The sequence below is a fragment of the Nocardia sp. NPDC059229 genome, assembly GCF_042754165.1.
Taxonomy (GTDB): Bacteria; Actinomycetota; Actinomycetes; order Mycobacteriales; family Mycobacteriaceae; genus Nocardia.
Window position 1 is genome coordinate 51,987 of record NZ_JBHZAK010000018.1, and the last position, 22,731, is coordinate 74,717.

The 22,731-nt window shown below is 69.2% G+C and carries 22 protein-coding genes; 5 read left to right on the forward strand and 17 right to left on the reverse strand.

Translation table 11 applies throughout. The annotated features are described in order from the left end of the window. Positions 1-88: 88 nt before the first annotated feature. The gene (gene thiD, locus ACFXHE_RS33160; RefSeq protein WP_354843653.1) at positions 89-940 is read right to left on the reverse strand and encodes a bifunctional hydroxymethylpyrimidine kinase/phosphomethylpyrimidine kinase; all 852 of its coding nucleotides are present in this window, start codon (positions 938-940) and stop codon (positions 89-91) included. Positions 941-1,030: 90 nt separating this feature from the next. On the opposite strand from thiD, the gene ACFXHE_RS33165 reads away from it, so the two are divergent. Both ACFXHE_RS33165 and ACFXHE_RS33170 read left to right on the forward strand, forming a co-directional pair. Next, a complete protein-coding gene (locus ACFXHE_RS33165) occupies positions 1,031-2,167 on the forward strand; it encodes a GTP-binding protein (RefSeq protein ID WP_379388601.1) in 1,137 nt (378 codons plus the stop codon). A gap of 130 nt (positions 2,168-2,297) precedes the next feature. Next, a complete protein-coding gene (locus tag ACFXHE_RS33170) occupies positions 2,298-2,675 on the forward strand; it encodes a DoxX family protein (protein WP_379388603.1) in 378 nt (125 codons plus the stop codon). 202 nt (positions 2,676-2,877) lie between these two features. Here ACFXHE_RS33170 and ACFXHE_RS33175 read toward each other — a convergent pair whose 3' ends face one another. Beyond that, positions 2,878-3,291 carry a hypothetical protein gene (locus ACFXHE_RS33175; protein ID WP_379388605.1) on the reverse strand — a complete coding sequence of 138 codons (414 nt, stop codon included), beginning with the start codon at positions 3,289-3,291 and terminating at the stop codon, positions 2,878-2,880. Between the two features lie 134 nt (positions 3,292-3,425). Here ACFXHE_RS33175 and ACFXHE_RS33180 point away from each other — a divergent pair, with 134 nt between their 5' ends. Then, complete coding sequence (locus ACFXHE_RS33180; protein ID WP_379388607.1) at positions 3,426-3,992, forward strand: TetR/AcrR family transcriptional regulator; 567 nt, start codon at positions 3,426-3,428, stop codon at positions 3,990-3,992. 66 nt (positions 3,993-4,058) lie between these two features. Here ACFXHE_RS33180 and ACFXHE_RS33185 read toward each other — a convergent pair whose 3' ends face one another. The 7 genes from ACFXHE_RS33185 to ACFXHE_RS33215 form a co-directional block, all read right to left on the reverse strand. Beyond that, positions 4,059-4,673: a TetR/AcrR family transcriptional regulator gene (locus tag ACFXHE_RS33185; RefSeq protein ID WP_379388609.1), complete on the reverse strand. Its 615-nt coding sequence runs from the start codon at positions 4,671-4,673 to the stop codon at positions 4,059-4,061. A 6-nt stretch (positions 4,674-4,679) separates the two neighbouring features. Continuing rightward, entirely contained in the window at positions 4,680-5,474 is a 795-nt protein-coding gene (locus ACFXHE_RS33190; protein WP_379388611.1) for an enoyl-CoA hydratase family protein, read from the reverse strand. 86 nt (positions 5,475-5,560) lie between these two features. Further along, on the reverse strand, positions 5,561-6,724 hold the full coding sequence (locus ACFXHE_RS33195) for an acyl-CoA dehydrogenase family protein (protein WP_354843494.1): 1,164 nt from the start codon (positions 6,722-6,724) through the stop codon (positions 5,561-5,563). Between the two features lie 3 nt (positions 6,725-6,727). Further along, on the reverse strand, positions 6,728-8,722 hold the full coding sequence (locus ACFXHE_RS33200; RefSeq protein WP_379388612.1) for an acetyl/propionyl/methylcrotonyl-CoA carboxylase subunit alpha: 1,995 nt from the start codon (positions 8,720-8,722) through the stop codon (positions 6,728-6,730). A 26-nt stretch (positions 8,723-8,748) separates the two neighbouring features. Further along, positions 8,749-10,353, reverse strand: coding sequence for an acyl-CoA carboxylase subunit beta (locus ACFXHE_RS33205; protein WP_379388614.1), 1,605 nt, complete (start codon positions 10,351-10,353; stop codon positions 8,749-8,751). Then, on the reverse strand, positions 10,350-11,513 hold the full coding sequence (locus ACFXHE_RS33210; RefSeq protein ID WP_379388616.1) for an acyl-CoA dehydrogenase family protein: 1,164 nt from the start codon (positions 11,511-11,513) through the stop codon (positions 10,350-10,352). Before ACFXHE_RS33210 ends, ACFXHE_RS33205 begins: the two co-directional genes overlap by 4 nt. An 88-nt stretch (positions 11,514-11,601) precedes the next feature. Continuing rightward, positions 11,602-13,317 carry an acyclic terpene utilization AtuA family protein gene (locus ACFXHE_RS33215; RefSeq protein WP_379388618.1) on the reverse strand — a complete coding sequence of 572 codons (1,716 nt, stop codon included), beginning with the start codon at positions 13,315-13,317 and terminating at the stop codon, positions 11,602-11,604. Positions 13,318-13,496: 179 nt separating this feature from the next. Between ACFXHE_RS33215 and ACFXHE_RS33220 the strand changes: the two genes are divergently transcribed. Next, on the forward strand, positions 13,497-13,655 hold the full coding sequence (locus ACFXHE_RS33220) for a hypothetical protein (protein WP_354843480.1): 159 nt from the start codon (positions 13,497-13,499) through the stop codon (positions 13,653-13,655). Positions 13,656-13,674: 19 nt separating this feature from the next. Here ACFXHE_RS33220 and ACFXHE_RS33225 read toward each other — a convergent pair whose 3' ends face one another. The 6 genes from ACFXHE_RS33225 to thiO all read right to left on the reverse strand — a co-directional run bounded on the left by ACFXHE_RS33225 (position 13,675) and on the right by thiO (position 18,917). Continuing rightward, positions 13,675-14,679 carry an adenylate/guanylate cyclase domain-containing protein gene (locus tag ACFXHE_RS33225; RefSeq protein ID WP_379388620.1) on the reverse strand — a complete coding sequence of 335 codons (1,005 nt, stop codon included), beginning with the start codon at positions 14,677-14,679 and terminating at the stop codon, positions 13,675-13,677. Positions 14,680-14,984: 305 nt separating this feature from the next. Beyond that, entirely contained in the window at positions 14,985-15,803 is an 819-nt protein-coding gene (locus ACFXHE_RS33230) for an ABC transporter permease (RefSeq protein WP_379388622.1), read from the reverse strand. Continuing rightward, positions 15,803-16,747: an ABC transporter ATP-binding protein gene (locus tag ACFXHE_RS33235; RefSeq protein WP_379388623.1), complete on the reverse strand. Its 945-nt coding sequence runs from the start codon at positions 16,745-16,747 to the stop codon at positions 15,803-15,805. Before ACFXHE_RS33235 ends, ACFXHE_RS33230 begins: the two co-directional genes overlap by 1 nt. A 118-nt stretch (positions 16,748-16,865) precedes the next feature. Continuing rightward, the gene (locus tag ACFXHE_RS33240; protein ID WP_379388624.1) at positions 16,866-17,630 is read right to left on the reverse strand and encodes a thiazole synthase; all 765 of its coding nucleotides are present in this window, start codon (positions 17,628-17,630) and stop codon (positions 16,866-16,868) included. Further along, positions 17,623-17,835 carry a sulfur carrier protein ThiS gene (thiS, locus tag ACFXHE_RS33245; protein ID WP_354843470.1) on the reverse strand — a complete coding sequence of 71 codons (213 nt, stop codon included), beginning with the start codon at positions 17,833-17,835 and terminating at the stop codon, positions 17,623-17,625. Before thiS ends, ACFXHE_RS33240 begins: the two co-directional genes overlap by 8 nt. Continuing rightward, positions 17,832-18,917, reverse strand: a complete 1,086-nt coding sequence (thiO, locus tag ACFXHE_RS33250; protein ID WP_379388626.1) for a glycine oxidase ThiO — start codon at positions 18,915-18,917, stop codon at positions 17,832-17,834. The genes thiS and thiO overlap by 4 nt, the downstream gene beginning before the upstream one ends. A gap of 153 nt (positions 18,918-19,070) precedes the next feature. Between thiO and thiE the strand changes: the two genes are divergently transcribed. Next, positions 19,071-19,772, forward strand: coding sequence for a thiamine phosphate synthase (thiE, locus tag ACFXHE_RS33255; protein ID WP_379388628.1), 702 nt, complete (start codon positions 19,071-19,073; stop codon positions 19,770-19,772). Here thiE and ACFXHE_RS33260 read toward each other — a convergent pair whose 3' ends face one another. Continuing rightward, positions 19,773-21,956 carry a molybdopterin-dependent oxidoreductase gene (locus ACFXHE_RS33260; RefSeq protein ID WP_379388629.1) on the reverse strand — a complete coding sequence of 728 codons (2,184 nt, stop codon included), beginning with the start codon at positions 21,954-21,956 and terminating at the stop codon, positions 19,773-19,775. Positions 21,957-21,959: 3 nt separating this feature from the next. Beyond that, positions 21,960-22,634: an NUDIX domain-containing protein gene (locus ACFXHE_RS33265; RefSeq protein WP_379388631.1), complete on the reverse strand. Its 675-nt coding sequence runs from the start codon at positions 22,632-22,634 to the stop codon at positions 21,960-21,962. Positions 22,635-22,731: the final 97 nt, after the last annotated feature.

Sequence of the window (22,731 nt, forward strand, 5' to 3'; positions counted from 1 at the left end):
GAGGTTCCTGGGAGCCGCTTGCCTCGGCGTCGATTTCGTGCGATGCGCGACCCCGGATCGAGATCGCGCGGGCCCCGCCGTGATCGCGCTAGCTCGGTCCGAGATGCAGCCGCCACAGCGGGGAGACCGGTCCGTGTCCTTTGCCCAGGTCGTACGACGCTTCCAGGCAGCGGAAGGTCCATTCCTTGGCGAAGGCGACGGCGTCGGGGACCGAGTAGCCGTGGGCCAGCGCGCAGCAGATGGACGCGGCCAGGGTGTCGCCGCCGCCGTGATCGTTGCCGGTGACCAGGCGCCGGGCGGGGAGCTCGTGGAAGGTGTCGCCGTCGAAGAGCAGGTCGGTCGACTGCTCCGAGGTGCGCAGGTGGCCGCCCTTGACGATGGCCCACTGCGGGCCCAGCGCGATGAGCGCCTCGGCGGCCTTGCGGGCGGAAGCGTCGTCGATCACGTCGATGCCGGTGATCAGACGGACCTCGTCGAGGTTGGGGGTGACCACCGTGGCCAGCGGAATCAGGGTGTGGCGCACCGCATCCAGGGCCTCGGCGTGCAGCAGGGCGTCGCCGTGCATGGAGGCGGCGACCGGATCGACCACCAGCGGGATGCTGCCCTGGCGTCCGATGCCGACCTCGCGGCAGACCGCCGCCACGGCCTCGATGATGGCGGTGGAGGCCAGCATGCCGGTCTTGGCCGCGCCGATTCCGATGTCGCCGACCACGGTTCGCACCTGGTCGGCCACGATCTGCGGCGGGATCTCGTGGAAACCGCTGACGCCGACGGTGTTCTGCACGGTCACCGCGGCGACCGCCACGCACGCGTGCACACCGCACAGGGCCATGGTGCGGGAGTCGGCCTGGATGCCCGCGCCGCCGCCGGAGTCGGTGCCCGCGATGGTGAGGGCGCGGACCGGGGTGGTGCCGTTCGGGGCAAGCGGTAGGAGTTGCACGGCGCTTATTTTGCCCTCCGCTTCGCTCCGGGCGGGTTCGCGGCCCTGGGGGCGATCGATCGCGCTATTGAAAACCATTATCATTAATGGATGACTTCAACTCAGCTGCCTGTGACCGTGCTGTCGGGTTTCCTCGGCGCGGGCAAAACAACCCTGCTCAACCACATCCTGGCCAACCGGGAGGGCCGCCAGGTGGCGGTCATCGTCAATGACATGAGCGAGGTGAACATCGACGCGGCGCTGGTCGCGGGGCAGGGGCACCTGGACCGCACCGAGGAGAAACTGGTCGAGCTCACCAACGGCTGCATCTGCTGCACGCTGCGCGAGGACCTCATCGAATCGGTGGGAAAACTGGCGCGGGAAGGGCGCTTCGACCAGCTGGTCATCGAATCCACCGGGATCTCCGAGCCGATGCCGGTGGCGGCCACCTTCGAGTGGGAGTTCGAGGACGGCTTTCAGCTCGGCGAACTCGCGCGTCTGGACACCATGGTGACGGTTGTGGACTGCTCCACCTTCCTCGCCGAAGTGGTCAAGGGGCAGGCCCTGGCCGAGCGGAATCTGCAAGCGGGAGAAGGGGATGCGCGCACCATCGCCGACCTGCTGATCGATCAGGTCGAGTTCGCGAACGTGCTGGTGCTCAACAAGACCGACCTGGTGAGCGCGAATGCCCTCGGAACCGTGGAGGCCACGCTCCGGCGGTTGAACCCGGGCGCGCGGATCCTGCGCGCCGCACACGGCGTCGTCGACCTCGCCGAAGTCCTCGACACCGGCCGCTACAACCCCGATCTCGCCGCCCAATTCGAGGGCTGGGACGAGGAATTGGCGGGCGGCCACACGCCCGAAACCGAGGAATACGGCATCAGCAGCCTCACCTTCACCGCCGACCGACCCTTCCACCCCGAACGCCTCGACGACGCCCTCGCCCAGCTACAGCGACTGCTCCGCAGCAAGGGCTTCTTCTGGCTGGCGAGCCGCCCCCACCTGGCCGCCATCTGGTCCCAGGCGGGCCCGAACCTGACCTTCGAAGCCGGCGCCTACTGGGACGCCCTCGACATGCAACCCGGCCAGGAAATCGTCTTCATCGGCATCAGACTCGACCGCCCCCACGTCCACGACCTCCTGACCTCAGCCCTCCTCACCGACGCCGAACTGGCTGCGGGCCACCAGGAATGGCTCACCTACTCCGACCCCTTCCCCTCGTGGGGCCCCTCCCACAACCACGCCTGATCATCCGAACCGGCGGCGACTGCCCGATCGACCGACTCCACCACCCGTGACGCAGGTCATACGAAGGTGATGTCACAAGACCGAACGATTTCGAGTCTTGTGTGCGAATCGCCGAGAAGGAGTCGCCACCATGAACATCGCCCTGTGGATCTGCGCCGGCCTACTGGCAGCCGTAGCCCTCTTCGGCGGCCTCACGAAAATCGTCGTCCCCAAGGAGAAGCTGGCCGCCGCCCCCGGCGGCGGCTGGACCGGCGACGCCACCACCACATTCGTCAAAACCCTAGGCGCCCTGGAAGTCCTGGCCGCCCTCGGCCTCACCCTCCCCGCAGTTCTCGACATAGCCCCGTTCATGCTCCCGGTAACCGCCATCTGCTGGATCCTCCTGATGATCGGCGCCATGATCACCCACCTCCGCCACGGCGACCGAGCCGCCTTGATCGCCAACGTGCTCTACCTGGCCCTGGCCCTCTTCATCGCAGTTGGCCGCTTCTGGCTCCACCCGTTCTGACCAGCACCGAGCTGCCGAGTGCCCAACCGAGATACGGCGCTACCCGATGCTCGGCTCGGAGGTAGTGCAGCGCTCGGCCACCTCGTGACACCGGTGATGTCCGCCGAGTGTCAGGACGATGTTCATGCGGTCGCAGTAACGGGTGACCCTCGCGAAAATTGTTTGTATGTCGTGGCTTTCGCTCCGAGTGAGCGTTCGTTGGTCACCTCTCGGCGCCTTGGGTTCGCAGGGCGGGGCTGTCGTGGTGTGCCGCGCGGCGGGTTCCGATGAACAGGAGGGTTGTCGCGAGCGCCATGATCGGCCAGGGAGTGGGCGCGAGGACGATGGCGCCGATCACGGTCCAGATCCCCAGAATCCAGGGAATGAAGGGCGGTGGCGTGATGTGCCGGTTGTCCAGCCAGAGCACTGTCAGGCCGACCACGATCAGCGGAATGCCGAAGCTGTCCAGGGAGAGCCAGTAGGCGCTGTCCGCCGGGCTCATGGCGGCGAAGTCGTCGCCCCACAGCTCCCCGCTGAACCACGCTCCGGCGTGGCGTGCCGCGTGCTCGATCGTCAACGCGCCCACGGTGTGTGCGGCTCCGAAAAATACGATGAGCCGACCAGCCCACTTGATCATCCGAACTCCCCATTTCTCTTGCGGGGGTGCGTGTCCCGTCCCCCGCCAGTCTTGTTATACGGTGGCGTATAACAGCGAGAGTAGCCCTGATATACGGTGCCGTATAGAAGGCGAGGCGTGAGAGGAGTCACCAAATGGGCGTGGCCCGCACCCCGCGAGAGGCGTGGATCGAGCAGGGCTTGCAGACGCTCGTCGACAGCGGCGTGGAAGCGGTCCGCATCGAAGTCCTGGCCAAGCAACTGGGCGTGACCAAGGGCGGGTTCTACGGTTACTTCCCCAACCGCGCAGCCCTTTTGGAGGCGATGCTGGACGTCTGGGAGCGCGAGAGCACCGACGAAGTGCTCGAAACCATTGCGCGCGAGGACGACCCGCGGGACAGAATCACGCTCGCCGGCCAGTTGACCTTGTCCCCCAATCGTTTGCTGGCGATCGACCTGGCGATCCGGGACTGGGCCCGCCGCGATGAATCGGTCGCCGCCCGGCTGCGCCGCGTCGACGACCGCCGGATGGCCCTGCTGCGCGAGACCATCGGCACCTTCTGCTCCGACCCCGACGAGATCGAGGCCCGCAGCCTGCTCGCCTTCTGCCTGGCCATCGGAAACCAGTTCCTCGCCGCCGACCATCCCGGCCGCACCCGCGCCCAGGTCCTCGCCCGCGCCTCCGCGATCCTCCTCGACCGCCCCGCAGAGCCGGACCGATAGTCATCGACGCGCTTCGAACAGCGCGGGGCCGGGTTCAGGGCCGTGCGCGTTCCACCGGCTGGATGGTCAGTGCCGGGCGGCCAAGGCGGTGTGCAGGGTGGCGGCCCACTGCTGCACGATTTCCTTGCGGCGCACGGAGTCGTCGGTGAGGACATCGGCGAGGCCCAGGCCGCGGGCCAGGTCGAGGGTGGCCTGCACCAGGTGGTGCGCGACCGGATCCGAATCGTCCACACCCAGCGCCTCGACCGCCATCCGATGCGAGACGCGGCCGAAGCGGGCTTCCATGGGGACGATTCGCTCACGCAGGGCCGGGTCGGCGGCCGCGTGCGTCCACACCTGCAGCGCCGCCTTGAACAGCGGGCTGGTGTAGGACTCGACCAGGCCGGCCACCACCGCCTCGGTGCGCGCGACGCCCTCGGCGACGTCGGCTACCGCGAGGGCGTCGGCCTTGGCCTGGTCCATCCGGGTGTCGAACATGTACTCGAGTGCGGCGGTGATCAGATCCTCACGGGTGGGGAAGTGATGCTGGGCCGCGCCGCGCGACACCCCGGCCCGTTCGGCCACCACGGCGACCGTGGCGGCCGCCCAGCCCGTCTGGGCCAGACAGTCGATGGTCGCCTCCAGCAGCCGCTGCCGGGTGGCCCGGCTGCGGTCCTGCTTGGGTTCGTGGGGTGTCGCCATGGTTGCCTATTCTGCCCAGCTGGGTGGGCGACGCAGCATGAAGGCCGTGATGCCCTCGATCACCTCGGGGGTGCCGAAGAAGCTCGCGGAGCGTTTGGCCAGGTCCTCGGCCCCGCGGTCGAAGGCCGTGAGCAGGTCCGCGTTGACGAGCTGCTTGGCTTCGGCCAGGCCCTGCGGTGAGCCCTTGCGGAGCTCACCGAGCAGGCGCGCGGTCTCGGCCGCGGGGTCGTCGGCGGCGACGGTGATGAGGCCGATGCGTTCGGCCTCGGCCGCGTCGAAGGTCTCGCCGGTCTGGAAGTAGCGGGCCGCCGACCGGCCGGTCATGCGCGGCAGCAGGGTCAGCGAGATCATGAACGGGGCCAGCCCGATCCGCACCTCGGTCAGCGCGAAGCTGCTGCTCCGCCCGGCGACCACGAGGTCGCAGGCGGCGATGATGCCCATGCCGCCCGCCCGCACATTGCCGTCCACCTGTGCCACCACGGGCTTGGGCATGGCGAGGATGTCGCGCAGCACCGAGATCATCCAGCGGGTGCGGATGTCGGCGGCGGCCGCCGGGTCGGCGTCCACCGCCTCCTTGAGATCCGCGCCCGCACAGAAGGTGTTGCCGGTGTGGGTGAGCAGCACACCGCGCACCGCGTCGTCCCCGGTCGCCCGCTCCAGGCCCGCCAGCAGTTCGGTGACCAGCCGGGAGGACAGGGCGTTGCGATTGTGCGGGGAGTCCAGGGTCAGTACCGCGAATCCGTCGCGCACCTCGTAGCGCACGAACGGCGCGTCCGCGGCGGCACCGGCTGTGTCGGTCATCGAATTCTCCTGCTGCTGTGTGGCTTTCGGGTGCGGAAGGAACGAGTGGCGGTGGCCGCGCACACCGCCGCCACTCGTCGCCCCGGTCAGTAGGACCGGGGCAGACCCAGCGAATGCTGGGCCACGAAATTGAGGATCATCTCGCGGCTGACCGGGGCCACCCGGGCGATGCGCGCGGCGGCCAGCATGCCCGCCAGGCCCACATCCGAGGTCAGGCCGGAACCGCCGTGGGTCTGGATGGCCTGGTCCAGGGCCTTGATACTGGCCTCGGCCGCAGCGTATTTCGCCATATTGGCGGCCTCGGCCGCGCCGAAGTCGTCACCGGAGTCGTAGAGGAAGGCGGCCTTCTGCATCATGACCTTGGCCAGTTCCAGCTCGATCTTCACCTGCGCCAGCGGGTGCGAGATGCCCTGGTGCGCGCCGATCGGCGCGCCCTTCCACACCGCGCGCTCCTTGGCGTAGGCCACGGCCCGGTCGATGGCGTAGCGGCCCATGCCGACCGCCATGGCCGCGCCCATGATGCGCTCCGGGTTCAGGCCCGCGAACAGCTGCGCGATGGCGGCGTCCTCCTGGCCGACCAGGGCGGTGGCGGGCAGCCGCACATCGTCGAGGAACAGCGTGAACTGGTTGTCCGGCTCGAGGATGTCCATCTCCTGCTTCGTCTTCACGAAGCCGGGGGCGTCGGTGGGGACGATGAACAGGGCGGGCTGCAGGTTGCCGGTCTTGGCGTTCTCGGAGCGGGCCACGATGAGCACCGCCTCGGCCTGGTCCACGCCGGAGATGAAGATCTTGCGGCCGTTGAGGATCCAGTCCTCGCCGTCGCGGCGGGCGGTGGTGGTGATCTTGTGCGAGTTGGAGCCCGCGTCCGGCTCGGTGATACCGAAGACCATCTTCGACGAGCCGTCGGCCAGCTTGGTCAGCCAGTGCTGCTTCTGCGCCTCGGTGCCGTACTTGGTGATGATGGTGCCGCAGATGGCGGGCGAGACCACCATGAGCAGCAGGCCGCAGCCCTGCGCCGCCAATTCCTCCTGCACCAGCGCGAGTTCGTAGATGCCCGCGCCACCGCCGCCGTACTCCTCGGGCAGGTTCACGCCCAGGAAGCCGAGTTTGCCGGCCTCGTCCCACAGCTCGTCGAAGGGCTCGTTGCGGCGGGCCTTGGGTCCGGCATAGTCGCGGAAGTTGTACTTGGCGGCCAGCTTGGCCACCGCGGCCCGCAGCGCCTTCTGCTCGTCGGTCTCGATGAAACTCATTGCCTACTCCTGATCTTCGCTGTGGACCACGGCGAGAACCGCGCCGACCTCGACCTGCTGGCCGGCGGAAACGTTCAATTCGGTGAGCACGCCGGCGGTGGGTGCGGCAATGGTGTGCTCCATCTTCATCGCCTCCAGCCACAGAATGGGCTGGCCCTTCTCGAGCCGGTCGCCGACCGCCGCGCCCAGGCGGATGACCGCGCCCGGCATCGGGGCCAGCAGCGAGCCCTCGGCCACCTGGTCGGCCGGGTCCTCGAAGCGCGGCAGGCGGCGCACGGCCACCGGGCCGAGCGGGGAATCCACCGCGACCAGGTCGCCGTAGCGGGCGATCTCGAAGCGCCGGCGCACCGGGCCGCGCTCCCCCGGGACCTGGAGCACCACGAGATCCGGTGTGGCCTCAAGCAATTCGAGCCCGTCGTGGCCCTCGACCTCGACACCCGCGCGGGTCAGGCGGTAACGCACCTCGTGCTTGCCGGTCAGGCGCGACTCGTAGGACTTGGACTGCGGCTGCGACGGCAGATTGCGCCAGCCGCTGGGCAGGCCGCTGCCGACCCGGGCCGCCCGCCGGTTGGCGGCGGCGTCGGCGAGCGCGGCGGCCACGATGGACAGCTGCTCATCGGCCTCGGAAACCAGTGGCGCCGAGAGCTTCTCGAGATCGTGGGTCGCGAAGAACGCCGTGTCGGTGTCTCCCGTCAGGAACGCCGGATGCCGCAGCACCCGCACCAGCAGGTCGCGGTTGGTGACCAGGCCGTGAATCTTGGCCCGCTGCAACGCGCTCGCCAGCAGATGCGCCGCCTCGTCCCGGGTTTCGGCGAAGGAGATGACCTTCGACAGCATGGGGTCGTAGTGCACGCCCACCACCGAGCCGTCCACCACGCCGGTGTCCAGGCGCACACCCGGCTCGGTCAGCACGGTGAATTCGCCCAGGGCGCCGGGGATGTCGAGCTTGTGTACGGGGCCGGACTGCGGCTGCCAATCGTGGGCCGGATCCTCGGCGTACAGGCGCACCTCGATGGAGTGGCCACGCATCTCCGGCTGCCGCGCGGGCAGCGCGCGACCGGCGGCCACCTGCAGCTGCAGGCGCACCAGGTCGAGGCCGGTGACCTGCTCGGTGACCGGATGTTCCACCTGCAGACGGGTATTCATCTCCAGGAAGAAGAAGTCGCCCTTCTCGTCGGCCAGGAATTCGACGGTGCCCGCACCCTCGTAGCCGATGGCCTCCGACGCCAGCCGCGCCGCCTCGAACAGCCGCGCCCGCATGCCGTCGACCTTCTCGACCAGCGGCGACGGAGCCTCCTCGACAACCTTCTGGTGGCGGCGCTGGATCGAGCACTCGCGCTCGCCGACCGCCCACACGGTGCCGTGGGTGTCGGCCATGACCTGCACCTCGATATGGCGCCCGGTCTCCAGGTAGCGCTCACAGAAGACGGTCGGATCGCCGAAGGCGGACTGGGCTTCCCGCTGCGCCGCCTCGATCTGACCGCTCAGCTCGGACAGTTCGCGCACCACCCGCATGCCGCGACCGCCACCGCCGGCGGACGCCTTGATCAGCACCGGCAGCATGTCCGCGGTGACCTCGGCCGGATCCAGCTGCTTCAGCACCGGGACACCGGCGGCGTCCATCATCTTCTTGGACTCGACCTTGGAGCCCATCTGCTCGATGGCCGCGACCGGCGGGCCGATCCAGACTAGGCCGGCGGCCTGCACGGCCTTGGCGAATTCGGCGTTCTCGGAGAGGAATCCGTAGCCGGGGTGGATGGCGTCGGCACCGGCGGCCAGCGCGGCCTCGATGATCAGCTCGGCACGCAGGTAAGTCTCGCCAGGGGTGTTGCCCGGCAGGCGAATTGCGGCATCGGCCTCGGCCACGTGCGGGGCGTTCGCATCCGCATCCGAATAGACGGCCGTGGTCGCGATACCCATGCGACGGCAGGTGGCGAACACCCGTCGTGCGATCTCGCCACGGTTGGCGACCAGAACGTTGGTAATCACTGTGCCCATTGGGGTCGCAATGCTCATCTCTGGCCTCACATCCGGAAGACGCCGAAGCCCTCGGCGCCCTTGATCGGGGAATTGTGGATGGCGGACAACGCCATTCCCAACACCGTGCGGGTGTCACGCGGGTCGATGACGCCGTCGTCGTAGAGCCGGCCCGACATGAACATGGGCAGCGATTCGGCCTCGATCTGCGCCTCGATCATGGCGCGCATCCCGGCGTCGGCCTCCTCGTTGAAGGGCATGCCCTTGGCCTCGGCCGCGGCCCGGCCCACGATGGAGATGACGCCCGCCAGCTGCGCGCCGCCCATGACGGCGGATTTGGCGCTGGGCCAGGCGAACACGAAGCGCGGATCGTAGGCGCGCCCGCACATGCCGTAGTGGCCCGCGCCGTAGGACGCGCCCATGAGCAGCGAGATGTGCGGCACCTTCGAATTCGACACCGCGTTGATCATCATCGCGCCGTGCTTGATGATGCCCTTCTGCTCGTACTCCTTGCCGACCATGTAGCCGGTGGTGTTGTGCAGGAACAGCAGTGGCGTGTCCGACTGGTTGGCCAGCTGGATGAACTGGGTGGCCTTCTGCGCTTCCTCGGAGAACAGCACGCCGCGGGCATTGGCGAGAATGCCGACCGGGTAGCCGTGCAGTTCCGCCCAGCCGGTCACCAGGCTGGAACCGTAGAGCGGCTTGAACTCGTCGAAGTCGGAGCCGTCGACCACCCGGGCGATGACCTCGCGCGGATCGAACGGGATCTTGAGGTCGGTCGGCACGATGCCGAGCAGTTCCTCCGAGTCGTACATCGGCTCGATCACCTCGGTGACCGGGCGCGCGGCCGGACCCTGCTTCTGCCAGTTCAGCCGCTTGACGATGGAACGGCCCAGCCGGATCGCGTCCTGCTCGTCCACGGCCAGGTAGTCGGCCAGACCCGAAATGCGGGCGTGCATTTCGGCACCGCCGAGGGATTCGTCGTCGGACTCCTCACCGGTGGCCATCTTCACCAGCGGCGGACCGCCCAGGAACACCTTGGAGCGCTCCTTGATCATGACCGTGTAGTCGGACATGCCCGGGACGTACGCGCCACCGGCGGTGGAGTTGCCGAAAACCAGTGCGATGGTGGGGATTCCGGCCGCCGACAGCCGGGTGAGGTCCCGGAACATCCGCCCGCCGGGGACGAACACCTCTTTCTGCGTCGGCAGATCCGCACCGCCGGACTCGACCAGGCCGATCACCGGCAGCCGGTTCTCCAGCGCGATGTCGTTCATGCGCAGGTTCTTGCGCAGCGTCCACGGATTCGACGTACCGCCGCGCACGGTCGGATCCGGCGCCACGATCATGCACTCGACGCCCTCGACAATGCCGATACCCGCGATCACGCTGGCGCCCACATGGAAGTCGCTGCCCCAGGCCGCGAGCGGAGCCAGCTCCAGGAACGGCGAATCCTCGTCGATGAGCAGTTCGATGCGCTCACGCGCGGTCAGCTTGCCGCGCTTGCGGTGCCGGGCCATCTTGTCCGGGCCACCGCCCGCGATGTTCTTGGCGTACTCGGCCTCCACCTCGGCCAGCTTGGCCGTCATGGCCTCGGCGGCGGCCTGATAGTCCGCCGAATTCGGGTCTACGGACGTGCGCAGAATACTCAAGACTGGAACCCCAATCGCTTGGCCGCGAGGCTGGTCAGAATCTCGTTGGTGCCACCACCGATGCCGAGGATGCGGACATCGCGGTAGTGGCGCTCGACTTCGGACTCACGCATGTAGCCGAGGCCGCCGAAGAGCTGCACCGCCTGGTGGGCAACCCACTCCGCGGTCTCCACGGCGGTGTTCTTGGCGAAGCACACCTCGGCGATCAGATCGGTCTCGCCGCGGGCGGCGCGCTCGGCCACCGCGTGCGTGTACACGCGCGCGACATCGATGCGGCGCGCCATCTCCGACAGTGTGTTCTGCACGGCCTGGCGGCTGATCAGCGGGCGGCCAAAGGTCTCCCGGTCCCGGCACCACTGCAGCGTCAGGTCCAGGCAGCGCTGGGCGTGCCCGTACCCCTGCACGGCCAGCCCCACCCGCTCGCTCACGAAAGCCTGTGCGATCTGGGCGAATCCGCTGTTCTCCGGGCCCACCAGGTTCGAGACCGGCACTCGCACATCGACATACGAGAGTTCGGCGGTGTCCGAGCACAGCCAGCCCATCTTCTCCAGCTTGCGGCTGACGGTGAACCCGGGCGTGCCCTTCTCCACCACCAGCAGCGACACACCGGCCGCGCCCGGACCGCCCGTACGCACCGCGGTCACCACGAAATCGGCGCGCACACCGGAGGTGATGAAGGTCTTGGACCCGTTCACGATGAAGTCGTCGCCGTCCCGGACCGCCGTGGTCCGCAGATGCCCGACATCCGAACCGCCGCCCGGCTCGGTGATGGCCAGCGACCCGATCTTCTCGCCCGCCAGCGTGGGCCGGACCCAGCGCTCGATGTGCTCGGCATTGCCCGAGGCGATGAGGTGCGGCACCGCGATACCGCAGGTGAACAGGGAGGCGAACAGGCCGCCCGAGCAGCCCGCGTAGTGCAGCTCCTCGGCCACGATGGCGGCGTCGATGCCGTCGCCACCGGAACCGCCGGCGGATTCCGGGAACTGGATGCCCAGCAGCCCCAGCGCACCCGCCTTCTTGTGCAGCTCACGCGGGATCTCGCCGTTGCGCTCCCACTCGTCCAGATACGGCAGTACCTCCCGCTCCGCGAAACCACGCACGGTGGCGCGCAATTCGCGGCGTTCGGGCGTCTGCCACGGGTCTGCATATCCGGCGCTCATACCGCCTCGTTCCCTTCCGCGAGGCCGAACCCTCGCCTGTCACCGGCTCGGCCGGTCCACGGCCGCAGCGCAGGTCCGCCGGGCCGCCTCACAGCAGCAACTCCGCGGGGATGTCGAGGTACCGGGCGCGCAGCCATTCGCCGAGCCCCTTGGCCTGCGGGTCGAAGCGGGCCTGATAGGCCACGCCCTCGCCGAGCAGGCCCTCGACAATGAAGTTCAGCGCCCGCAGATTCGGCAGCACGTGCCGGGTGACCGGCAGCGCGGCGGTCTCGGGCAGCAGGCGGCGCAGCTCGTCGACGGTCAGCGTGTGCACCAGCCAGCGCCACTGCTCCTCGGTGCGCACCCAGACGCCGATATTGGCATTGCCGCCCTTGTCGCCACTGCGGGCCAGCGCGATCGCGCCCAGCGGGGCGCGGGTGGTGGCTCCGGCCGGAAGCGGCTGCGGCAGTTCGGGTTCCGCGACCGCATCCAGCTCCAGGGTTTCCCCGGCCGGCGCGATCGCCACCTCGGCGCCGTCCGCCAGGACCGCCGTATGCGGAATCTCCTTGGAATCCACGTATCCCGGCGTGAACACCCCGTACGGACCGCCATTGCCGGGCGGGGCCGTCAGCGAGAAGCCGGGGAAGCTGGCCAGGGCCAATTCCACGGCGACACTGGAGAACGCGCGCCCCACCTTGTTCGGATCCGGGTCCCGGACCACACAGCGCAGCAGGGCGCTGGCCTGCTCCTCGGTGTCGGCGTCGGGCCGGTCCAGCCGCGCCAGGGTCCACTCCAGCTCGGCAGGCCGCGCCGGCAGCCAGGACTCCAGCTGCCGTTGCGCCAGTTCGGCTTTGGCCTCGATATCCAGGCCGGTGAGGATGAACTCCATCTCGTTGCGGAATCCGCCGATGGTGTTGGTCGACACCTTGGTCTGCGGCGGCGGGGCCTCACCGGTCACGCCACTGATCAGCACCCGGTCGGGGCCCTCCTGGCTCACCTCGATGGTGTCGAGTCGCGTGGTGACATCCGGCCCGGCGTAGCGCGCGCTCTGGATCTCGTACATGAGCTGGGCTTTCACCGTGTCCACGGTGACCGCGCCGCCGGTGCCCGCATGCTTGGTGATGACACTGCTGCCATCGCGCCGCACCTCGGCAATCGGGAAGCCCGGCCGCCCCAGATCGGCGATCTCGGTGAAGAAGGCGAAGTTGCCGCCGGTGGCCTGGGTGCTGCACTCGATGACGTGCCCCGCCACCACCGCACCGGCCAGCGCGTCGTAATCGGTTCGGCCCCAGCCGAAATGCGCGGCCGCAGGACCGACCACCACCGAGGCGTCGGTGACCCGCCCGGTCACGACGATGTCCGCGCCCGCGGTCAGGCATTCGGCGATGCCCCACGCGCCCAGGTAGGCGTTCGCGGTCAGCGGCGCGCCCAGCCCCAGCTCTCCGGCCCGCGCCAGCAGATCGTCACCGGTCACGTACGCGACCTTCGGTGCGAGACCGAGCTTTTCGGCCACCTCCCGCACCCGCTGGGCCAGCCCGGCCGGATTCAGCCCGCCCGCATTGGCGACGATCTTCACCCCGGACTCGAGGGCCAGGCCGAGGCTGCCCTCCAGCTGCTTCACAAAGGTTTTGGCGTAGCCGAGGTTCGCGTCCTTCATGCGATCGCGCCCCAGGATCAGCATGGTGAGTTCGGCCAGATAGTCGCCGGTGAGCACGTCGAGCTGCCCGCCCTCGAGCATCTCCCGCATGGCGCTGAGGCGATCGCCGTAGAACCCGGAACAGTTGCCGATCCGAATCAGATCCGGAGTATCGGCGAGCTGACTCATGGCGGGCCTCCCTGTACACCTGCGCTGTCACAGCGCGGTCGGCGCAGCCTCGGTGCTGCGGTCGGTTACAGGGTCACATCGGTCCCGGAAAAAATCAAGCCCGCGTGCTTGTTATTTTCCAGAATCCCAGGTCGGGACCGGTCCCCGGTACGTCGGCAACCTTCAGGCACACTGAACAGGTGTCCTCAGACGTCACCGTGATCGTCCTGCTCGCCCTCGCCGGATTCCTGCTCGGCGGGGCGTACTCGCTGTTCAAGACCTCGCGCCCACTGGCCATCGGGCTCGCCGTCTGCGGCGTGCTCGCGGCCGTGGGCGCGGTGCTCTGGATGACGAACTGACTCTCGGGCCGGCGGACCGTTACTCGGCTTCGAGGCGGAAGATGCGGAGATCTTCCGGGACGCCGCTCAGGGGAGCCGCGAAAAAGCTACGGCGATAGGGCTTTACGCCCAGGCCGAGCTCCTCGAGCGTCTCCGGGCGCAGCGAGTCCAGCGTCACGCCCGAGAGCATGGTGTTGCCATTGCCGCCCGCCTCCATGACTCGGGCCGCGATGTTCACATCGATGCCGAGCCAGTCGCCGCCGATCTCGCGCGGACTGCCGGTGTGCAGCCCCAGGCGCATCTGCGGGCGATAGCCGTCCACCGACACCGCCGACAGGTTCTCCTTGGCCGCCACCGCCGCCCGCACAGCCCGGTCCGCGGACGGGAACACGGCCATCACGCCGTCCCCCATGCGCTTGACCACTTGGCCGCCGCGATCCACGATGGGCGGCTCGATGGCCTTGGCCACCCGCCGCAGCAGGTCCAGGGTCACCTCGTCCCCCGCGGCCAGGGACCAACTGGAGAAGGCCACCAGATCAGTGAACATGATGGTGATCTCCTGCGGGCCGCGGCCCTTGCCGATCCGCTCCAGCACGGCCTGCCAGACCTGCAGCGCGCCCAGTCCCAATTCGCGTGCGGCACTGGGGGAATCACCAACCAGCTTGTCTGCCGCGCGGGCCATGGCACGCGCGCCACCGGGTCCGGAGACCGAGAGCGGATCACCGAAGGCCGGATCGCCGGGCAGGTTCTCGCGCGCCTTGCGGATGGCGTCGATGAAGTCGCCGCGCTGATTGGCGGCATTGACCATGGCCGAGAGCTGCCCGGGAAAACGGCCGCGCCGCCGCCCGGTCTGCGACTCGTCGGTCTCGTCGGGGTCCTCGGACAGTTCCGCGGGAATCAGGGGGATGACCACATCCGGGTCGATGCGGGGTTGCCGTGCCCGGCTGCCGGGCGCGTCGCGGGACCGGTTGCGATCGGTTCCCAGTCCGTCCGTACGGTTCGCGTCGGAGGCGCGTTCACCGCCGTCGGAGGGTCGTTCGCTCACGCCCAGAGCGTATCTCAGCGTTCCGTCGTGGAATGGATCAATGATTGCCACCTGACACCTCCCGATCGGTGCTAGCGGCCACATCATTGGACCCGCCGAAGGTTTGAGTGTTTTGGTTGCTGTTTCGATGCTACCGACCGTCCAGTACGACGGCCAACCGATCCATGCCGACAGGAAACGTTAGCTGGCACACACTTTTGGCCCGTTATGACACCGGCCCGACACGGAGAATCCGTATCGGGCCGATGCTCGCCGCCGTGCCGGGCAGTGGCCGGCGGCCCCTAGGGCAGGGTCTGTGCGTCGCTCTACGCGTCGCGCTTATTTACCACGAACAACGCGGCTGCGAAGATCAATCCAACAAAGACCGCGAAGTAGACCAGGCCGCCCCACGGACCCCAGTGCCAGTACGACGACTTGGCGTCCACGGTGCCCAGGAACAGGCCCGCGTTCTGGAACGGCAGCAGCACCTGGATCTCGCGGCCGATCTTGCCGAACGCGCCGACCATGGGCTCGAGGATGACCGGCCAGACGATCAGCAGCGACAGCGCGCCCGCCGACTGCCGGATCAGCGTGCCCACGCCGACCGCCAGGAAGACCACCAGCAGGATGAACAGCGGCACGGCGTAGAAGACCCGCAGATCGCCACTGCTCAGGCTCAGGTGACTGCCCGCATCGTGGTTCACCATGACCTTGAAGATGAAGAAGCCGAGGAAGGTCAGCGCCGCACTCAGCAACGCCATGGCAACCCCGATGACGCCGGCCTTGGTGAGCAGCACGGTGGTTCGACCGGGAACCGCGAGGAAGGTGGTCTTGATGGTGCCGAAGCGGTATTCACTGGTGACCGCGAGCGCCGCCAGGATCATGACCATCAGGTAGCCGAAACCCGGAATGCCCTGGGCCAGGCCGGTGATACCCAGGCCCGCCACCGAGTTCTCCGCGTACGGCGCATCGGCCGGGGTCATCTTGCCCTGGGCCAGCTGATCCTCGAACACCCGCCAGGACGCGTTCAAGGCCAGGCTGAACAGCGCCGCGATACCCAGCGCGAACACCACCAGCAGCGCCGTGCACCAGACCGGGGACTTGGTCGAGGTGAGCTTGATTCGTTCCGCCGCGAGCACTCCCATCAGAGCGCACCTCCCATAACCTGATCGAAGCTTTCGCCGTGGTACTGCACCGCGCCACCGGTCATACGCATGAACGCCTCCTCCAGCGAGGCGCGCTGCGGCGAGAGCTCGTAGAGAGTGATGTCATTGGCGCCGGCCAGTTTTCCGACCGCGTCGCTGGTGACGCCCGCGACCACCAGGGCCGGGCCGTCCGCCTCGGCACCATCCTCGCGCACCGTCATGCCGTTCGAGGTGAGCAGGCTGCGCAGCTGATCCAGCTGCGGACTGCGTACGCGCACAGACTGTTCCGAGGCCTTCTCGATGAAATCCTTTGTGGTGGTGTCGGCAATGAGCCGGCCCCGGCCGATCACGACGAGATGCTCGGCGGTCTGCGCCATTTCGGAGAGCAGATGACTCGACACCAGCACGGTGCGGCCCTCGCCCGCCAGCCGCTGCATGAAGCGGCGGATCCACAGAATGCCCTCGGGATCCAGGCCGTTCACCGGTTCGTCGAACAGCAGCACCTGCGGGTCGCCGAGCAGGGCGCCGGCCAGGCCGAGCCGCTGCGACATGCCGAGGGAGAAACCACCGGCGCTCTTGTTGGCGACCTCGGACAGGCCGACCAGGCGCAGCACCTCCTCCACCCGCGACTGCGGAATGTCATTGGAGGCGGCCATCCACCGCAGGTGCGAACGCGCGGAACGATTGGGATGCACCCACTTCGCGTCCAGCAGCGCGCCGACGGTGTCGAGCGGACGCTTCAGGTCGTGATACGGCTTACCGTCGATGAGGGCGGTGCCGGAGGTCGGTGTGTCCAACCCCAGGATCATCCGCATGGTGGTCGACTTGCCCGCCCCGTTCGGGCCGAGGAAGCCGGTCACCTGCCCCGGACGGACCGTGAACGACAGGTCCGACACCGCGACGGTCTGGCCGTAGTGCTTGGTCAGGCCTCTCAGTTCGATCATGGCGACCAGTCTTCCCCATGTACGGAGCGCGCACTGTCGCTAAATGGTCGCGCGTCGCTCATCCCTGAGGATGACTACGGGCCGGACCGGCCTCCGGGTTCAGAACCCGCGCCGGACTTCAGAATCCGGGCGAGGACGCTTGGGCCCAGAACCGCTTGGGGATTCGACCCGCCTGCCGCGCCAGCCGGCCGCCCTCGACCGCGCGGGCCATGGCGGCGGCCATCAGCGCGGGCTGCCGGGCGCGGGTGACCGCGGTGGCCAGCAGGACCGCCGAGCAGCCGAGTTCCATTGCCAGCGCGGCATCACTGGCGGTGCCGATGCCCGCGTCGAGGATGACCGGCACGCCCGCGGCGGCCACGATCATCTCGATATTGTGCGGATTGCCGATACCCAGACCGGTGCCGATCGGCGAGCCCAGGGGCATGACCGCGGCGCAGCCGGTGTCCTCGAGGCGCTTGGCCAGCACCGGGTCGTCGGTGGTGTAGGGCAGCACGGTGAAGCCGTCGTCCACCAATTGCTCTGCGGCGGCGACCAATTCGATGGCATCGGGCAGCAGGGTACGCTCGTCGGCGATGACTTCCAGCTTCACCCAATCGGTTTCGAGAGCCTCGCGGGCCAGCTGGGCGGTGAGCACCGCCTCGGCGGCCGTGCGGCAGCCGGCGGTATTGGGCAGCGGGGCGATCTCCAGCCGCTTGAGCAGGTCCAGCACGCCGGTGCCGCCCGCGGCGTCCACCCGGCGCATCGCGACCGTGGTCAACTCGGTGCCCGAGGCGACCAGGGCCTCCTCCAGCACGGCCAGGTTCTCCGCCCCACCGGTGCCCATGATGAGCCGGGAGCCGAACTCGCGGCCCGCGATGACCAGCGGTTCGATCGTGCTAACCACCCTGCACCGCCGTCAGCACCTCGATCTCCCAGCCGCGGCCGACCGGCTCGTCCCAGCGGGACTTGGGGAACACCGCGCCGTCGATGGCCAGAGCCACGCCCTGGCACGGCAGGTTCAGCCGTTCCAGCAGCTGCCGGATGGTGAGCTCGTCGGGGAAAACATGATCCTCGCCATTGACGGTGACGCCGACCGGGATTGCGGTCATCGGACTCCTCCTGGGTGAAACGGTGCGGCGGTGGTGAACCGGCGCGGGTCCGCGGCGCGCGCCTCGGGCAGCTCGGTGTCGGCGAGCAGAGCCAGGACGGCGTCGGCGGTGACCGGGGTGTCGAGAATGCCGTTGCGACCGTGTCCCGCGGCCACGATCACCCGCTCGTCCAGGTAACCGATCAGCGGCAGATTGTCGGGCGAGCCCGGGCGCGAACCCGCGATGGCCTCGGCGAATTCGTATTCGCCGATACCCGGCAGCACGACCTCGGCATCGGTGACCAGGTCGCGGACACCGGCGACGGTGACGGCGTTGTCGAACCCGACTTCGTATTGTGTTGCACCCAGCACGATTCCGTCACGCCGCGGCACAAGATATATGGGCCGGCCGTGCACCCGGGCCCGGACCACGCGGGCGGGAGCGGGCGGGGCGCTGGGGCGGCGGCGCAGGCGCAGGATCTCGCCCTTCACCGGGCGCACCGGCAGACCGGGCCACAGGTCGGCGGCCGCGGCGCCGGTGGCGAGCACGGCACGATCGTGCGGCAGGCCCGCCGAGGACTCCACCCGCTCCGCGCGGAACTCGACTCCGGCCGCGGCACAGGCGGTTCGGAGCGCGGTCACCAGGGCGCGATTGTCCACGGCGGGTTCGGCGACGGCGAGCAGTCCGGCGCGCACGCCGCGGCCCAGGCCGGGTTCGGCGGCGCGCACCCCCGCGCGGTCCAGCAGGCGCAGCTCGTGGCCGCGGGCATTCACCCAGTCGGCGATGGTGCGCAGGTCGGCGGCATCAGCGCCGTCCAGGGCGACGGTCAGGGTCTGGTCGGCGACGAAGACATCGGTACCGGTGACCGCCCGCAGCTCGGCGGCGAAACCGGGCCAGCGGATCAGGGAGGCGGCGCCGAAGGCGAGAGCGGCGTCCTCACCGGGCCAGCCCTCCGAGAGCGGGGCGAGCATGCCGCCCGCCACCCAGGAGGATCCGGAGCCCACGGCCGGGTCGAAGAGGGTGACGGTCCAGCCCGCTCCGGCGGCACGCCAGGCTACCGAAAGTCCGATCACACCGCCGCCGACGACGGCCAGAGTCCGCATGTGAATCCACCTAACTCATCCCAGCATCCGCGGGACCTGCATATATATCGCGCGAAACAGTGGACTCGGCGGGAGCGTCGCGCAGCTGCACGCCGGGTGCGCTCTCTCGGGTCGTTTCGACTCGAACACCGTAGCGCGACTACCGTCGAGGCTGTGCAACCCTCCCACCCGAACCGGCCCGCCACCCCACGGGAACGCCTCGCCACCGCGCGGCTGTACCTGTGCACCGACGCCCGCCGGGACCGAGGTGACCTGGCGGAGTTCGCCGAGGCGGCCCTGGCCGGCGGCGTCGACATCATCCAGCTGCGGGACAAGGGTTCGCCCGGGGAGAAGAAGTTCGGGCCGCTCGAGGCCAAGGCCGAACTGGGTGCGCTGGCCGAGCTGAAGGCCGCCGCCCGCCGCCACGGCGCACTGGTCGCGTGCAACGACCGCGCCGATATTGCGCTCGCGGCCGGGGTGGACGTGCTACACCTGGGCCAGGGCGACCTGCCGCCCTGGTACGCGCGGCAGATCCTGGGCGGCGAGGTGGTGCTGGGCCGTTCCACCCACAATCGCGCGCAGGCCGGACTGGCCGCGGTGGACGAGCACATCGACTACTTCTGCACCGGGCCGGTGTACGCCACCCCGACCAAGCCGGGCCGCACCCCCGCGGGCATCGACCTGGTCCGGTCCACCGCCGATTCACACACCCGGCGGCCGTGGTTCGCCATCGGCGGCATCGACGCCCGCACCCTGCCCGAGGTACTGGACGCGGGCGCGACGCGAATCGTGGTGGTGCGGGCCATTACCGAGGCCGACGATCCGGAGGCCGCCGCCCGCGCCATCAAGCAGCGGATCCTGGAGAACGACCGCTAGTCAGCCGACCGGGTCGAGGCGGATCGGGACGCCGTTCAGGTTGGACATGCCCGCGAGGCGTTCCACATCGGCGAGATCGGTGGACATCAGGTCGTTCACGTTCGCGCCCCCGGCGGCATTGGCGCGCTGCCAGCCGCCGTCGTGACCCCAGCCGTGCGGAATGGCCACGGTGCCCTCGGTCATGTCCTCGGTGAGCCGGGCGGTCACCTCGATGGCGCCGTGCGCGGAGGAAACCCGGCAGCGGTCGCCGTCGGAAATGCCCGCCACCGCCGCGTCTTTGGGGTTGATGCGGGCGGCGTGCTCGCGGTCGCCGCGCATGAGCGGCTCGGCATTGTGCATCCACGAATTGTGCGATTTGAGTTCGCGCAGGCCGATGACGCGCAGCGGATAGGCCGGATCGACCGGCCGCGCGCTGAGGGCGCGCAGTTCGCCGATGATCTCGTCTGGATCCAGCCGCACGCGGCCCCCCTTGTGCCGCACCACGTTCCGCAGCACCCCGGTGGCGATGCTGTCGGCGAGCACCACCCCGTGCGGGTGACGGCGCAGCATGCGCAGGCTGAGGCCATTGCGGCGCAGGCCGAATCGGTCGCCGTAGGGGCCGGTGCGCAGGGCCAGGTCGGCCAGCAGGGTCGGGGTGGGGCGGGCGGAGCCGAGGCCGGGGACACGGCGGCGCAGCGCGCTCAGCAGGCGACCGGCCGGGCGGGCCGGGCCGACGGCGAAGGGCTGCACGCCGATCCGGGTCGCGATGGCGTCGATGATCCGCCATTCCTCGCGAGCCTCCCCGTACGGTTCGACGACCCGCTCGGTGTACTGGGTGTACGGCGTCGGGGAGAACGCGGTGAACGGCAGCGGAATGTCGTCGCGCTCCAGGAAGGTGGTCGCCGGGAGGATGTAGTCGGCGATCCGGTTGGTGTCGTTGACATATATGTCTATGGAAACGAACAGGTCCAGTTCGGTGAGCGCGGCGGCCAGTTCGCGGCCGTTGGGCACCGAGGAAACCGGATTGCCCGCCGAGGTGAACAGGGCACGCAGCTGCCCCGGGCCGGGCGTGGTGATCTCCTTGGCCATGATGGCGGCCGGGAAGGTGCCCAGCACGTCCGGGAATCCGCCGATGCGGGAATGGTTCCTGCCGTAGCCGGCGAAACCGAGGCGGGCGCTCAGCTCGGAGACCGCCACCAGTTCCTTGCCGAAGACCGAACCGCCCGGCCTGTCGAGGTTTCCGGTCACCAGGGACAGGACGTCGATGAGGAAGGCCACCAGGGTCGCGTGCCTGCCCAGGCAGGTGCCGGTGCGGCCGTAGACCGCGGCGGATTCGGCGCGGGCCAGATCGCGGGCCAGGGCGCGCACCCGATCGGGTTCGAGGCCGGTGACCTCGGCGGTGTATTCGGGCGTGAAACGCGCTACGGCAGCCCGTAATTCACGTGCGCCGCGGGCCTGGCGGCGCAGCGCCCCGGTGTCTTCCAGACCCTCGTCGAAGATCACCTGCAACAGGGCGGCCAGCAGCCAGGCGTCACCGTCCGGTCGCACGCCGACGTGCTCGAACAGCTTGGCGGTCTCGGTGTTTCGCGGGTCGACCACCACCACACGCCCGCCCCGCTTCGTGATGGCGGTGAGCTTCTCGCGGATACGCGGCGCGCTCAGCACACTGCCGTGTGAGACAAGGGGATTCGCTCCCAGCATGAGCAGGAAGTCGGTGCGGTCCAGATCGGGCACCGGCACGGTGGTGAGGGAGCCGTAGAGCAGCTCGCTGGCCACGAAGCGGTTGTTGATGTCCTGTGAACCGGCCGAATACACGTGCTTCAGCCCGGCGGCCAGCTGGAAGCCCACCATCCACAGGGTGTGTGAATAGGAGAAGGAGGACGGATTGCCGAAATACCAGCCGAGACTCTCGATTCCGTGCTCGCGGATGAGCCCGCGCAGGCGTGCGCCGATCTCGTCCAGCGCCGTGTCCCAGGACACCCGTTCGAACGCGCCGGATGCCGTGCGCCGCAAGGGATACAGCACCCGGTCGGGATCGTTCTGGATCTCGGTGAAGGCGATGCCCTTGGGGCAGGCGTTGCCGCGGGAGAGCGGATGGTCCTTGTCGGCGCGCAGGCGCACCAGCTTCCCGTCGTCGACGGTGGCGATCAGCCCGCAGAGGGGCTCACAGATCCGGCAGTAGGTGGGGAGCTCGCGCGTTGTCACGCCTCAAGACAACACCTGGTCCAGAGTGAGGAACAACACATTTCCGGCCAAATCGGTCTGTTCCGTGACCGATTCGGGCGCGCCGATGCGGGCGGTGCGGCCGACCCCGTCGCCATTCGAATGCAGCCAGAGGAATCCCTGCCCGGCCAGATCCAGAGTGCGCGGCAACGCGGCCGCCACCACGCCGGTATCGGCGATTCCCTCGAGACTGATCCGGGTGGGCGTGGCGCGCAGGGCGGGCCACGCGGCGGCGAAGCCGGGGTGCAGCGGCCGGTCCTCGACCTCGTCCTCGGGCACCCAGATCAGGTCCTGACTCTCCGTGTTGCCGCGGGTGCGCAGTTGATCGGCGGCATCGGCGATGACGGTGGTGTAGGTCCAGCCACTGGGCGCGGTCGCGGTCACGCGGGAGGCGCGCACCCGGATCGAGCCGGGCGCGATGCCCGCCTCCTCCTCGGCCTCGCGGACGGCCGCGTGCACGCTGGTCTCGTGGGAGTCGCGGGCTCCGCCGGGCAGCGCCCAGGTGCCGCCCTGATGGGTCCAGGCGGCACGATGGTGCAGCAGGACTGCAGATCCGCCGCCGGCCAGCGGGGCGCGCAGCAACAGTCCGGCAGCGCCGAAACGACCCCACTGGCGGGTGCCATCCGGACTCTCCGCCCACCCGTCCCCATCACCACGCATCTTCGCAATCCCATCGTCCGACCGCACTGCCGTGCACAGTCCCCGCTCGGCGGAGCAGACCGCGGGGATTCCCGCGTCACAGCGGCGGTACGTCCAC